Annotated in this window: 13 protein-coding genes and 1 pseudogene; 8 read left to right on the top strand and 6 right to left on the bottom strand. The window is 70.1% G+C overall.

Going from position 1 to position 13,209, the window contains the following annotated elements:
- Window positions 1–30: 30 nt before the first annotated feature.
- Complete coding sequence (locus tag ACO06I_RS12930) at window positions 31–531, bottom strand: GcrA family cell cycle regulator (protein WP_304698001.1); 501 nt, start codon at window positions 529–531, stop codon at window positions 31–33.
- Window positions 532–753: 222 nt separating this feature from the next.
- On the opposite strand from ACO06I_RS12930, the gene ACO06I_RS12925 reads away from it, so the two are divergent.
- Window positions 754–1,575, top strand: a complete 822-nt coding sequence (locus ACO06I_RS12925) for an ABC transporter permease (protein WP_421932974.1) — start codon at window positions 754–756, stop codon at window positions 1,573–1,575.
- Between the two features lie 56 nt (window positions 1,576–1,631).
- Here the strand turns inward: ACO06I_RS12925 and ACO06I_RS12920 are convergent.
- The 4 genes and pseudogenes from ACO06I_RS12920 to ACO06I_RS12905 all read right to left on the bottom strand — a co-directional run.
- Window positions 1,632–1,700 (bottom strand): annotated as a pseudogene (locus ACO06I_RS12920) (hypothetical protein); the annotation flags it as partial.
- Window positions 1,701–1,717: 17 nt separating this feature from the next.
- Entirely contained in the window at window positions 1,718–3,163 is a 1,446-nt protein-coding gene (locus ACO06I_RS12915) for an efflux transporter outer membrane subunit (protein ID WP_421932973.1), read from the bottom strand.
- Window positions 3,147–4,673 (bottom strand): DHA2 family efflux MFS transporter permease subunit, encoded by a 1,527-nt coding sequence (locus tag ACO06I_RS12910; protein WP_421932972.1) that lies wholly within the window; start codon window positions 4,671–4,673, stop codon window positions 3,147–3,149. Before ACO06I_RS12910 ends, ACO06I_RS12915 begins: the two co-directional genes overlap by 17 nt.
- A gap of 9 nt (window positions 4,674–4,682) precedes the next feature.
- On the bottom strand, window positions 4,683–5,774 hold the full coding sequence (locus ACO06I_RS12905) for an HlyD family secretion protein (protein ID WP_421932971.1): 1,092 nt from the start codon (window positions 5,772–5,774) through the stop codon (window positions 4,683–4,685).
- A 145-nt stretch (window positions 5,775–5,919) separates the two neighbouring features.
- Between ACO06I_RS12905 and ACO06I_RS12900 the strand changes: the two genes are divergently transcribed.
- The 5 genes from ACO06I_RS12900 to ACO06I_RS12880 all read left to right on the top strand — a co-directional run bounded on the left by ACO06I_RS12900 (window position 5,920) and on the right by ACO06I_RS12880 (window position 11,186).
- The gene (locus ACO06I_RS12900) at window positions 5,920–6,867 is read left to right on the top strand and encodes a LysR family transcriptional regulator (protein ID WP_421932970.1); all 948 of its coding nucleotides are present in this window, start codon (window positions 5,920–5,922) and stop codon (window positions 6,865–6,867) included.
- Window positions 6,868–6,975: 108 nt separating this feature from the next.
- Window positions 6,976–7,659: a sensor histidine kinase gene (locus ACO06I_RS12895; RefSeq protein ID WP_421932969.1), complete on the top strand. Its 684-nt coding sequence runs from the start codon at window positions 6,976–6,978 to the stop codon at window positions 7,657–7,659.
- Between the two features lie 181 nt (window positions 7,660–7,840).
- Window positions 7,841–9,019 (top strand): aspartate aminotransferase family protein, encoded by a 1,179-nt coding sequence (locus ACO06I_RS12890; protein WP_421933627.1) that lies wholly within the window; start codon window positions 7,841–7,843, stop codon window positions 9,017–9,019.
- Between the two features lie 113 nt (window positions 9,020–9,132).
- Complete coding sequence (gene argF, locus ACO06I_RS12885; RefSeq protein WP_421932968.1) at window positions 9,133–10,068, top strand: ornithine carbamoyltransferase; 936 nt, start codon at window positions 9,133–9,135, stop codon at window positions 10,066–10,068.
- Between the two features lie 206 nt (window positions 10,069–10,274).
- Window positions 10,275–11,186 (top strand): Hsp33 family molecular chaperone, encoded by a 912-nt coding sequence (locus ACO06I_RS12880; protein WP_421932967.1) that lies wholly within the window; start codon window positions 10,275–10,277, stop codon window positions 11,184–11,186.
- 146 nt (window positions 11,187–11,332) lie between these two features.
- Here the strand turns inward: ACO06I_RS12880 and metZ are convergent, their stop codons facing one another.
- The gene (gene metZ / locus ACO06I_RS12875) at window positions 11,333–12,517 is read right to left on the bottom strand and encodes an O-succinylhomoserine sulfhydrylase (RefSeq protein WP_421932966.1); all 1,185 of its coding nucleotides are present in this window, start codon (window positions 12,515–12,517) and stop codon (window positions 11,333–11,335) included.
- Between the two features lie 208 nt (window positions 12,518–12,725).
- Between metZ and ACO06I_RS12870 the strand changes: the two genes are divergently transcribed.
- A complete protein-coding gene (locus ACO06I_RS12870) occupies window positions 12,726–12,947 on the top strand; it encodes a hypothetical protein (protein WP_421932965.1) in 222 nt (73 codons plus the stop codon).
- A gap of 5 nt (window positions 12,948–12,952) precedes the next feature.
- Window positions 12,953–13,171 (top strand): hypothetical protein, encoded by a 219-nt coding sequence (locus tag ACO06I_RS12865; protein ID WP_421932964.1) that lies wholly within the window; start codon window positions 12,953–12,955, stop codon window positions 13,169–13,171.
- The last annotated feature ends 38 nt before the right edge of the window (window positions 13,172–13,209 follow it).

Below are 13,209 nucleotides of genomic sequence, written 5' to 3'. Positions count from 1 at the left end.
CCCAAACCCTCGCCAGCTCTTCAAGGGCGACTAGATGTAGCGGCGCAGCGAGCGGGCCAGTTCGTTGGGGCCCGAGCGCTTCTTGGCCTGGGCCGGCTGATAGGCCACCCGGGCGTGTTCGGAGCAGTAGGGACCGTCGTCCTGGCGGCGGCCGCAGAAGGTGAAGCCGTCGGTGGACGGATCGCCGATCGGCCACTTGCACATGTGGGCGCCCAGGGTCAGCACGGTGGCCGAGCCGGGGGCTTCGTCGATGTAGCGCACGGGCGGCGGCGCGGGGGCCTGGGCCACCATGGGCTCGGCGATGCGGCGCGGGGCGGCGGGCTGGGCCACGGCGCGTTGCGGACGCGGGGCCTTGAAGACCGGACGCGCCGGCTTGGAGGGGGTGGCGCGGCCCGACAGGCCCAGCCGGTGCACCTTGCCGATCACCGCGTTACGGGTGACACCGCCAAGCTGCTTGGCGATCTGGCTGGCGGAAAGGCCATCCTGCCAGAGCTTTTTCAGATTCTCGACGCGTTCGTCCGTCCAACCCATGGTCTCGCCTCCGCGGTGTCCTGGTTCCGGCAGCCCCGTGCGGCAGACCCAGGATCAATATGTTGTGGCAGCGCGTGCTCACGCACTCACCAACTACTAGATATCGTAAACAGATCCTTAAGACCCACAATAGGCGCCCCCCCCTTCGTCCACAGGAACCACATATAGCGTCGGAAGGTCGCACTCTTGCGCTTCGCGGCGCCCGGGCGCACATCAGCGCCCATGAAGGATATGCCGACCGCCGCCGCCATCATGCCGCCCGAGCCCCGCGACTATCACGGGGTCAACTGGGCCGGCTTCCGGACACTCTATCTCCGCGAGATCCGCCGCTTCTGGAAGGTGGGGACCCAGACCCTGGCCGCCCCGGTGGTGACGGCCCTGCTCTACATGATGGTCTTCGTGGTGGCCGCCCAGGGCGCCCGCACCCCGGTCCATGGGGTGGCCTTCGCCACCTTCGTGGCGCCGGGCCTGATCATGATGCAGATCCTCAACAACGCCTTCTCCAACTCCTCGTCGAGCCTGCTGCAGGCCAAGATGAACGGCCTGACCGGCGACTTCCTGACCCCGCCGCTCACCCCCATCGAACAGGTGGCCGCCTTCGCGCTCGGCGCCGCCACCCGCGGCGTGGTGGTGGGGGCGGTGACCTGGCTGGCCATCCTGCCCTTCGCCCACCTTCCCATCGCCCACCTCTGGGCCGTGCTCTATTTCGGGGTCGGCGCGGCGATGATCCTGGGGATGCTGGGGGTCATGGCCGGTCTGTGGGCCGAGAAGTTCGACCACATGTCGGCGGTGACCAACTTCATCATCATGCCCATGACCTTCCTGTCGGGCACCTTCTACCTGGTGGAGCGCCTGCCCGAGCCCTTCCGCTCGGCCAGCCACTACAACCCGTTCTTCTATCTGATCGACGGCTTCCGCTACGGCTTCATCGGCCACGCCGAGGGCTCGCTGGGCGCCGGCGTCGGCATGACCGCCGGCCTGGTGGTCGCCTTCTTCTTCACCTGCCTGTGGATGTTCGAGACCGGCTACAAGCTGAAGACCTGAGGGGCGGGGTCAGTCCCCGCTCATCCACTACCCCGTCATCCCGGGCGACCGCAGGGAGACCCGGGACCCAGGTGACGGGGCTGGGCTCCTGGGTCCCGGCTCTCCGCTGCGCTGCGGCCGGGATGACGATCATGGGGAGTGGTCAGCTCCCCACCCGCCAGTCCGCCGCCGTGGCGGTGAACAGCTCGGCGGTGTCGGCCAGGCCCTGGCCCTGGGCCGCGATCGTGTCGCGGCGGGCCCGGTTGAGCTGGCGCTGGGCGTCCACCACCGACAGCATCGTGCCGCCGCCGAGCTCCAGGGCCTTGCGCTCGTCGCGCAGGGTGGCCTCGGCCGCCCGCTGGGCGCGGGTCTGGGCGGCCAGCGCGGCCTGGTCGCCCGCCAGGTTGCTCATCACATCCGAGACCTGGACGAAGGCCCGCAGCACCGTGGCGTCGTAGCGGGCCTGGGCGGCCCTGGCCTCGGCCTCGGCGGCCCGCTGGCGGGACTTCAGCGTCTTGCTGCGCACCACCGGCCCCACCAGGTTCGCGGCCAGGTTCCAGCCTGCGGAGTCGGGGCTGAACAGATCCTCCGGATGGATGGCCTGCTGGGTCAGGCCGGCGCTCAGACGGATGTCGGGATAGCGGGCGGCGGTGGCCACGCCGATCTGGGCGGTGGCGGCGTGCAGCTCGGCCTCGGCGGCCAGGATGTCGGGCCGCCGGCGGACCAGGGCTGAGGGCAGGCTGACGGGGACCACGCCGGGCGCGGCGAAGTCGGCGAGGTCGAAATCGGGCGCCGTCCAGGCGGCGGGCGACTGGCCCACCAGCAGGGCCAGGCGGTGGCGGGCGGCGTCCAGTTGCCTCTGCAGCGGCGGCAGCAGGGCCTCGTCCTGGGCCTGTTGCGCCAGGCCCCCGGTGATGGCCGAGGGCGCCTGGCCGCCGGCCTGTTGCGCCTTGCGGACCATGGCCACGGTCTGGCGGTCGTCGGAGACCATCCCCTGGACGGCGGCGATCTGGGCGCGCAGGACGGCGACCTTCATGGCCTGCATCACCACGTCGCCGGTCAGGGTCAGATAGGCGGCGTCGGCGCGCCGGGCCAGGGCGTCGGCCTGGGCCTGGGCGGCCTCCACCTTGCGGCGCTGACCGCCGAAGATGTCCAGGTCGTAGGTGACCGTCGCGCCCAGGGAATAGAGGTTGATGGTGGGGCTGGGGAAGCCGGTGAAGCCGAAGGCCTGGGTGTTGATCCGCTCGCGCTGGGCGCCGGCCACGACGTCGATGCTGGGGTCGCCCTGGCCCTGGGTCGCCCGCAGCTCGGCCTGGGCGCGGGCCAGGGTCGCGTCGGCCTCGGTCAGGCTCGGGCTGCCGGCCAGGGCCTGGCGCACCACGGCGTCCAGCTGGGCCGAGCCGAAGGCGTTCCACCAGGGGCCCGCCGCGCGGGTCTCGGGGGACAGGACGACGCCGGGGGCGGGACGGTCGCCGGCCATGGCGTAGCCCGGCGTGGCGGGGGCGGCGGGCGCCTTGAAGTCCGGGCCCATGGCGGCGCAGGCGGTGAGCGCCAGCAGGCTGACCCCGGTGAGGGCCGCGCGAGCCTGGGTTCTAATCGACTTCGACATGGGGAGCGCCTCCGGCTAGGCCCTTGGGCTTACGCATCAGCAGCAGCATGGGCATGCAGGCGATGGTGATGATCAGCATCAGTTTGAAGTCGTCGACATAGGCCACCATCGTCGCCTGGCGGGTGATCTCGGCGTTGAGCGATGAGAGGCCCGGCACGGTGGTCAGGTCGAAGCGGCCGGCCATGGCCGCCTGGGTGACCGGGTCGCTGGGATTGACCTTGTCGGCCATGGAGGCGTGCATGGTCTGGGTGTTGGAGACCACCAGCGCGTTCATGATCGAGATGCCGACGCCCGAGCCCAGGTTGCGGATCAGGGTGTAGACGCTGGACCCCTCCGGCCGCAGGGCCGGGGAGATGGTGGCGAAGGCCAGGGTCGAGAGCGGCACGAAGATCAGGCCGATCCCCAGCCCCTGCACGATGCCGGAGATCATGATCAGGTTGGAATTCATGGTGAGGTCGAAGCCCATCATCATCCACAGGGCCACGGCGTTCAGGGACAGGCCGGTCATCAGGATGGCGCGGGTGTCCACCCGGCCCACCAGCTGGCCCACGGCGAACATGGCGATGAAGGAGCCCAGGCCGCGGGGCATGCTCACCAGGCCGGAGGTCAGCACCGGATAGCCCATCAGCCCCTGCATCATCGGCGGCAGCAGGGCCATGGTGGAGAACAGCAGGATGCCGATGAAGAAGCCGAAGACGCTGGCGGTGAGGAAGTTGCGGTCGCGCACCAGGGCCCGGTCGAAGAAGGGGTGGCTGGCGGTCATGGTGTGGATGACGAAGATCCACAGGCCGATGATGGCCAGCAGCAGCTCGGCCCAGACCTCGGGGGCGGAGAACCAGTCGAGGCTGGGGCCCCGGTCCAGCATCAGCTGGAAGGCGCCGATGAACAGCACCAGGGTCCCGAAGCCCAGGAAGTCGAAGGGCTTGGCCCGGCCGCCGCGATCGGGGGAGATGAACAGCCAAACCCCGAGGAAGGCCATGATGCCGATGGGCAGGTTGATGAAGAACACCCAGCGCCAGGAGAGGTGCTCGGTGAGATAGCCGCCGAGCGCCGGCCCCAGGATCGGCCCCAGGATCGCGCCGGCCCCCCAGATGGCCATGGCCTGGCCGTGCTTCTCGGGCGGGTTGATGTCCAGCAGGACGGCCTGGGACAGGGGGATCAGGGCCGCGCCGAACACCCCCTGCAGCAGGCGGAACATCACGATCTCCGCCAGGCTGTTGGAGACGCCGCACAGCATGGAGGCGATGGTGAAGCCGGCGATGGAGATCAGGAACAGGGGCTTGCGGCCGATCTTGTCGGCCAGCCAGCCGCTCATCGGCGTCATGATCGCCGCCGAGACGATGTAGGAGGTCAGGACCCAGGTGATCTGTTCCGGCGAGGCCGAGACGCTGCCCTGGATGTGGGGCAGGGCGACATTGGCGATCGTCGTGTCCAGGGAGTTCATCACCGTGGCCAGCATGATCGAGATGGTGATCGGCCAGCGGTTGGCGGCGTCGTGCTTGCTGATCATGGCCAGGGCCTAGCTGGCCGCGCGGCCCGGGGCGCGGACGTCGACCTTCACGTGGGCCGAGAGGCCGGCGCGGCCGGCGGTCTCCGGCGGGGCGTGATCGAAGGCGATGCGCACCGGCAGGCGCTGGGTGACCTTCACCCAGTTGCCGGTGGCGTTCTGGGCGGGCAGGGCCGAGAAGACCGAGCCGGTGCCGGGGCTGAAGCTGGAGACATGGCCCTTGAGCGGGTGCTTGGGATCGGCGTCGATCTTGATGGTCACCGGCTGGCCGACCTTCATGCCCTCCAGCTGGTCCTCCTTGAAGTTGGCCTCCACCCAGGGCTGGCCGGTGATCAGCCAGAAGACCGTCTGGGAGGGGTTCACATAGGCGCCGGGCTGCAGCTGCTCGACCTTTGTGACCACCCCGTCGGTGGCGGCGATCACCTGGCCGTAGGACTGGTTGAGGGTGGCGCGCTCGAGCTGGGCGCGGGCGGCCAGGACGGAGGGCTGGCGATCAACGGAGAGGCCGGGGTCGCCGTTCAGGTTGGCGAGGGCCGCGGCCACCTGCTGGCGGGCGACGGCGATCTGCTGGCGGGCCTGCTGGGCGGCGTGGGCGGCCTCGTCATAGGACTGGCGCGAGGCCACGCCGGCCTCGACCATGGCCTTCTGGCGGGCGGCCTCGCGGGTGGCGAAGTCCAGGGTCTCGTTGGCCGAGGCCAGGGCGGCCTGCTGCTGCTCATAGGCCGCGCGCAGGGCGCGGACCTGGAGCTGGGCCTGGGCCAGGTTGGCCTGCGCCTGGGCGGCGCCGGCCTGGAAGTCGCGGCCGTCCAGCCGGAACAACAGCTGCCCTTTGCGCACCCGCTGGTTCTCCTTGACGTAGACCTCCACCACCCGGCCGCCGACGCTGGAGGAGACCGGCGCCTTGGCGATCTGGACATAGGCGTTGTCAGTGGACTGGTAGCGGCCGCCGGTGATGACGAAGAAGGCGGTGACCGCCAGGATCGCCAGCGGTCCGCCGATGATCAGCGGCCAGCGCCAGCGGCGCAGCCAGGTGTCGCGCGCGCCGGACTCGGCGGCCTGGACCTCGGCGTCTGCGATCGCGGTATAGCCTTCGGCGTCGCTCACGGGCGCGTCCCTCTGCAGGTTCTTTGGAGACGACAACGCGCCCAGGCTCCCCACAGACCCGGGTTCGTGTCGAACCGTGCAGATAGACGCGACGTCACGATGAGCAAAATGATATGTCGTCACGCAGCAAATGAACGAGCTGCATATGCCTGCTATCGATCTGAATCTCTTGCGGGTCTTCGACACCCTGCTCACCGAACGTAGCGTCACCCGGGCCGGGGCGCGGCTGGGCCTGAGCCAGTCGGCGGTCAGCCACGCGCTCAGCCGGCTGCGCTACGCCCTGGGGGACGAGCTGTTCGTGCGCGGTCCCCAGGGGATGACCCCCACCGCCCGGGCCACCGAACTGGGCCCCCAGGTCCATGCCGCGCTCTCCCAATTGCAGGCCGCCATCGCGCCCCGCGACTTCGATCCCGCCACCACCGAGCGCCGCTTCACCGTGGTGGCCGGCTCCTATGCCTGCGCCGTCCTGATCCCGCGGCTGGTGGAGCGCCTGGCCGAGGCGGCGCCGCGGGCAGAGCTGGTGGTGGCCGACGCCGCCGTCGACGTGCTGGAGCAGCTGGACGCCCGCCGCACCGACTTCGTGGTGGGGGCGGTGCTGGCCGGGCCGCCGCGGCTGTCGATCGCCCCCCTGATGACCGACACCCTGGTCTGGGTGGTGCGCGCCCAGAACCCCCTGGCCGGCGCCCCCATCGGCCTGGAGGAATTGCTCTCCCTGCAGCACGTGGTGATCTCCCGGCAGCCGGCCCTGGACGACATGCGCCGCGCCAATACCGGCCTGCTGATGCACGCCAGCTGGGAGGACATGGGCGCCTTCGACGCCGCCCTGGCCGACAGCGGCCTGTCGCGCCGGGTGGGGGTGGTGGTGCCCGACACCTATTCGGCCCTGGGGATCGTCGCCCGCTCCGACATGGCCGCCCTGATCCCCCGCCGCCTGGCCCTGCTCTCGGCCCAGCGGGGCTTCATCCAGCTGGCCGACCCGCCCTATCCCGCCGCCCCCATCGACCTGTCCCTGCTGGCCCTGAAGGACCGGCTGGGGGACCCGGCCATCGCCTGGATGCACGAGGTGCTCTGCGCGGTGGGCGCGGAGGTCTGAGGCTCGGGGCCGCCGATTCTCCGCACGCGCGAACTTGACCTCCGTCAATGCCCGCAGGTTGAATCGGCGTCTGGTGAAGCTGGGCGTGGGGCGCTCCGAAGAACCCGGATGGAAGCCATGCAGGCCGACCTGTCGCGATGTGAGGGTTGGATCGCCGGGCCGTCCGCCGGTCGGGGCGAACGCCCCGTTCCCGAGGTCGCCTCGACCTGCGACGACTGCAGCCTGCTGGTGGAGGCCGATCACCGGATCGCCAACCACCTGGCCATGCTGAGCGGCTATGTGCGCCTCAAGGCGGCGGGGGTGGACGGCGAGACCCGGCTGCTGCTGGAGACCATCGGCGCCCAGGTGGAGGCGGTGGGCCGACTGCATCGGGCCCTGGCCGCCCATGGCCAGCACGGCGCGGTGGACCTCAGCGAGCACCTGCGGACCATCTGCGCGCCCTTCGCCGCGGGCCTGTCGGGCGGAGCCAAGCTGATCCAGGACATCCCGGCGGCCTGCCCCGTGAGGCCCGAGCAGGTCCTGCCCGTCAGCCAGATCGTCTCGGAGGTGATCACCAACGCCTTCAAATACGCCCAGGCCGGGATCGTCCTGGTGCGCTGCCGCCCGGGCGAGGCGGGCGGGGTCGAGATCGCGGTGGTGGACGACGGGCCGGGCCTGCCGCCGGGCTTCGATCCGGCCGCCGACGGCGGCCTCGGCTTTCGCCTGATCCGGGCGCTGAGCCGGCAGGTGGGGGCGACCGTGGCCTTCGAGTCCGCCGGCCAGGGCCTGAGCGTGCGCCTGACCCTGCCCTGAGGCCGGCCCTGTCACCGATCGGTCGCGCGCAAGCAATATTGACAGATCGGGGTTCGGAGACGAAAACGTCGAGCCTTCCTGTCCCCGCCGCCCAGCGCCGGGGACGCTTCTCTTTTGGGAGGTATCCCCAGTGACTGAAAAGACCGCGACGCAAGCCGCGCCCGTTCCCAGCGATCACATCATGGGCGTGTACAACCGCACCCCGCTGGCGTTCGAGCGAGGCGTGGGCGCGCGACTTTTCACCACCGACGGGGACGCCTATCTCGACTGCATGGCCGGCATCGCGGTCAACGCCCTGGGCCACGCCAATCCCAAGCTCGTGCAGGCGGTGAAGGACCAGGCGGAGAAGCTCTGGCACGTGTCCAACATCTTCACGATCCCGGGCCAGGAAAAGCTGGCCAAGGTGCTGACCGACGCCACCTTCGCCGACGAGGTGTTCTTCACCAACTCCGGCGCCGAGGCCATCGAGTGCGCCATCAAGACCGCGCGCAAGTACCACTGGGCCAAGGGCCATCCCGAGCGGATCGACATCATCGGCTTCGACGGCTCCTTCCACGGCCGGACCCTGGCGGCGGTCAACGCCTCAGGCAACGCGGCCTATCTGGAGGGCTTCGGTCCCCGGATGCCCGGCTTCGTCCAGGCCAAGTTCGGCGACATGGAGGGCCTCAAGGCCCTCGTCGGCCCCACCACCGCGGCGATCATCGTCGAGCCGGTGCAGGGGGAGGGCGGCGCCCGCTCGCTCACCGAACAGCAGCTCCAGGCCCTGCGCCGCCTCTGCGACGAGACCGGGACCCTGCTGATCTATGACGAGATCCAGTGCGGCCTGGGCCGGACCGGAAAGCTGTTCGCCTATGAGTGGGCCAGCGACGCCGCCCCCGACATCATGGCCATCGCCAAGGCGCTGGGCGGCGGCTTCCCGGTGGGCGCCTGCCTGGCCACCGCCGAGGCCGGCCAGGGCATGACGGTCGGCAGCCACGGCTCCACCTATGGCGGCAACCCGCTGGCCATGGCCGTGGGCCTGGCGGCCATGGAGGAACTCAACAGCCCGCAGCTGTTGGCCCACGTCCGCGAGGTCGCCGGCTACTTCACCCAGCAGCTCTCGGGCCTGCAGGAGCGCTTCCCCGACGTGGTGGAGGACATCCGCGGCAAGGGCCTGCTGATCGGCATCAAGCTGAAGACGCCCAATCGCGAGTTCATGCAGCATGCCCGCGACCAGCACATGCTGATCGCCGGCGGCGGCGACAACTGCGTGCGCCTGCTGCCGCCGCTGAACCTGACCCTGGAAGAAGCCCAGGAGGCCATGGCGAAACTCGAGGCCGCCTGCGAGGCGGCGCGAACCCAGGCGAAAGCCGCGGCCTGACGACCTTCCGCTCATCCCGGCGAAGGCCGGGACTTCAGATTAGGACTCCTCGCTCTCAGGCTGAACCTGGGCCCCGGCCTTCGCCGGGGTGAGCGGGAGTTGGGAGATTCCCAATGACCCAAGTCAGACACTTCCTCGACCTGTGGCGGGTGCCCCCCGCCGACCTGCGCGCCATCCTGGCCGACGCCAAGGCCCGCAAGGCCGCCCGCAAGGGCTGGACGCAAGGCCGCGTGGACGCCGACGCTCCCGGCGCCGAGCGGACCCTGGCCATGATCTTCGAGAAGAACTCCACCCGCACCCGCTTCTCCTTCGACGCGGCCATGCGCCAGCTGGGCGGCGACGTGATCATCTCCACGGCCAGCGACATGCAGCTCGGCCGCGGCGAGACCATCGAGGACACCGCCATGGTGCTCTCGCGGATGGTGGACGCCGTGATGATCCGCGCCAACCGCCACGCCGACCTGGAGACCTTCGCCTCGGTGGCCACCGTGCCGTTGATCAACGGCCTGTCGGACAAGAGCCATCCCTGCCAGATCCTGGCCGACCTGCTGGCCTATGAGGAGCGCTGCGGGTCCGTGGAGGGCAAGACGCTGGCCTGGATCGGCGACGGCAACAACGTCTGCTCGACCTTCATCCACGCCGCCCCGGTGTTCGGGTTCAAGCTGCAGATCGCCAGCCCCGCCAAGTACCATCCCGACCGCGTCGACCTGGCCCGCGCCGCCGACCTGCAGGGCCGGATCACGGTGACCGAAAACCCGGCCGACGCCGTCGCCGGCGCCGACTGCGTCATCACCGACACCTGGGTCTCCATGGGCGACACCGACCGCGACGACCGGCTCGCCGCGCTGGGCCCCTACCAGGTCACCGAGGCCCTGATGGAGAAGGCCAATCCCGGCGCTGTCTTCATGCACGACCTGCCCGCCCACCGCGGCGAGGAGGTCACCGGTGAGGTGCTCGACGGGCCCCGCTCGCTGGCCTGGGACGAGGCGGAGAACCGCATCCACGCCCAGAAGTCGATCCTGGCCTGGTGCTTCGGGAAGATCGGCTGACGCCCAGATGCTCCCCTCCTGGGGGAGCTGTCAGCGAAGCTGACTGAGGGGGACTTTGACTCCTTGGGCCCTGCCGGCCACCCCCTCCGTCGCGCGCATATCTGCGCGCGCCACCTCCCCCAAACCGCGCTGCGCGCTGGGGGAGGATCTGGCCGCGACAAGCTGAAGCTCGCAACCTCGCCCCAGTCCCCCTATATGGCCCGCCCATGAGCATCGAAACCCTCACCGCCCCCGACGACCTCGTCGCCCCGTTCCAGATCGAGGGCGAGCCCGTGCGCGGGCGCCTGGCGCGGATGGGCGCCAGCGTCGACGAGATCCTGGCCGCCCACGCCTATCCCGAGCCGGTGGCCAACCTGCTCGGCGAGGCCTGCGCGCTCGCCGCCCTGGTGGGCTCCAACCTGAAGTTCGAGGGCCGGCTGATCGTCCAGGCCCAGGGCGACGGCCCGGTCCGCTACGTGGTGGTGGACTACGACACCGGCGGCGCCCTGCGCGGCTACTGCCGCTATGACGAGGACGCGGTGGCCAAGGCCGCCTCGGGCTTCGTGCGCCCCGGCGCCAAGACCCTGCTGGGCGAGGGGGTCTTCATCATGACCGTCGACCAGGGCGTCGACATGGACCGCTATCAGGGCATCACCACCATCGAGGGCGAGACGCTCGCCCTGTGCGCCGAGCAGTATTTCGCCCAGTCCGAGCAGACCCCGACCCGGGTGCGGCTGGCCGTGGGCCAGGCCGACTTCGGCGACGGCCCCACCTGGCGGGCCGGCGGCATGCTGATCCAGAACATCGCCGAGGACGAGAACCGGGGCCCGACGGCCGAGGCCTGGGTCCGCACCCAGGCCTTCTTCGAGACCATCGGCGAGGACGAGCTGATCGACCCCACCATCTCGGCCGAGACCCTGCTGTTCCGCCTGTTCCACGAGGACGGCGTCCGGGTGTTCGGGCCCAAGCCCCTGGTGGCCGCCTGCCGCTGCTCCCAGGCCCGCATCGAGAGCGTGCTGACCTCCTTCTCCGCCGCCGAGCGGGCGGAGATGGTGGAGGACGACGGCCATATCAGCGTGACCTGCGAGTACTGCTCCAAGACCTATTCGGTGGACCCGGCGAGTTTGGCCGAGGCTTAGGACGCCTATCCTCCTCGCCCCCTTCGGGGGAGAGGATGGGTGAGGGGGCGCGCAGCAGGGCTGCGCGTCGCGGCGCCGAAGCAACAACGGAAGTTCAGAAAGAGCCCTCACACCCTACCCTCTCCCGCAAGCGGGAGAGGGGGCGGTTAAGCCGCGTCCAGGGCCCGCTCGACGTCCCGCGTCAGGTCGCCGGCGCCCTCGATGCCGACGCTCATCCGCACCCAGCCCTCGGTCAGCCCGATCTCCAGGCGCTCGGCCTCGGGCATGGAGCGGTGGGTGGTGGTGCAGGGATGGGTGGCCATGGACTTGGCGTCGCCGAGGTTGTTGGAGATGTCGATGATGGCCAGCGTGTCGAGGAACCGCCAGGCGGCCTCGCGGCTCCCCAGGTCGAAGGCCACCACATTGCCGCCGCCCGACATCTGGTTGGCGATGATGGCCGCCTGCGGGTGGTCGGGGCGGCCGGGATAGATCACCTGCTTGCACTTGGAATGCGCGCCGATCACGTCGGCGATCCTAGCGGCGTTCTGCGTCTGGCGGCTGACCCGCAGCTCCAGGGTCTCCAGCCCCTTGAGCAGCACCCAGGCGTTGAAGGGCGACAGCGCCGGGCCGGTGTGGCGCAGGATGTCCTTGTAGCTCTGCGTCATCAGCTCGGCGCCGCCCAGGATGGCCCCGCCCAGCACCCGGCCCTGGCCGTCGATATGCTTGGTGGCCGAATAGACGACGATGTCGGCGCCGAGCGCCAAGGGCTTCTGGTAGATCGGGGTGGCGAAGACATTGTCCACCACCAGCTTGGCGCCGGCGGCGTGGGCCACCTCGGCGACGGCCCCGATGGCGGTGACCTCCAGCAGCGGATTGGCCGGGGTCTCCACTAGGAAGGCCTTGGTGTTGGGGCGGACGGCGTTCTTCCAGGCCTCGATGTCGGTGGCGTCGACATAGGTCACCTCCACCCCGAACCGCGGCATCCATTCCGACAGGATCCAGCGGCAGGAGCCGAACAGGGCCCGGCCGGCCACGATGTGGTCGCCGGCCCGCACCAGGCCCTGCAGGGCCACATGGACGGCGGCCATGCCCGAGGCCGTCGCGCGACACTGCTCAGCGCCTTCGAGAAGCGCCAGGCGGTCCTCGAACATCTGGGTCGTGGGGTTGCCGAAGCGCTGGTAGATGAAGCCCGGCTCCTCGCCGGAGAAGCGCTTGTCGGCCGCGCCGGCGCTCTCATAGGCGAAGCTCTGGGTGAGGTAGAGGGCCTCGGAGATCTCGCCATAGGGGGAGCGGGCCATGCCGCCGCGCACCAGCTTGGTCTCTTGCTGCCAGGTGTTCGGATCTTCGGCCATGGGGCGCTCCTTTATGACGTTCGCAGAAGGCGCCTTCGCGCGGCGAACCGGAACCCAGTTTTCCTGCGAAGCCCTTCAGGGAGGGCGGCATGAACCTCAAGGCGCGCGCCCGGGTCAAGCTTGGCCGTTCGCCGTCCGGCTGAATCGGCTTCGCCTCTGCCCAAAAACACGGCAACCTCCGCCTTAACTATAGGGAGGACACCTACCAATGCCGCTCAACATGCTGTTTCGCCTTCTCGGACTGATCCTGGTCGTGCTTGGCCTCGTCAATGTGGCCCTGGGCTTCCTGCCCGCCGACCTGGCGGCCAAGATCCCGCATCAGCTCATGCTCGTGGAAGGGTTCGCCCAGTCGGTGAGCCTGCTCGGCCTCGGCGCCATGATCTATCTGCTGGCCGAAATCGCCGCCAAGCGTCCGGCCAAGAGCTACTAGGGCCGATGCCGGTCAACTTCGCGATCCGGGTCTTCAGCCTGCTCCTGAGCTTCTTCGGGGCGCTGAACCTCGTGATCCTGGCCCTGTCGGACCACCTGCAGAGCGTGGTGCCCCCGGTGCTGCGGCCGGCCGCCACCTTCGGTGAGGCGCTCGCCCTGTTCGGGGTGGGCGCCGCCGTCGCCATGCTGGGCGAGATCGCCGCCAAGGTGGGGAAGAAGCACTAGGCGGGGCGGGGGCGGGGGAGGAGAGCCCCCAGCCCCCT

The sequence above is a fragment of the Phenylobacterium sp. genome, assembly GCF_965229015.1.
GTDB lineage: Bacteria > Pseudomonadota > Alphaproteobacteria > Caulobacterales > Caulobacteraceae > Phenylobacterium.
Note: the sequence above shows the minus strand (reverse complement) of the source record. Positions and strands in the feature narration are given on the sequence as shown.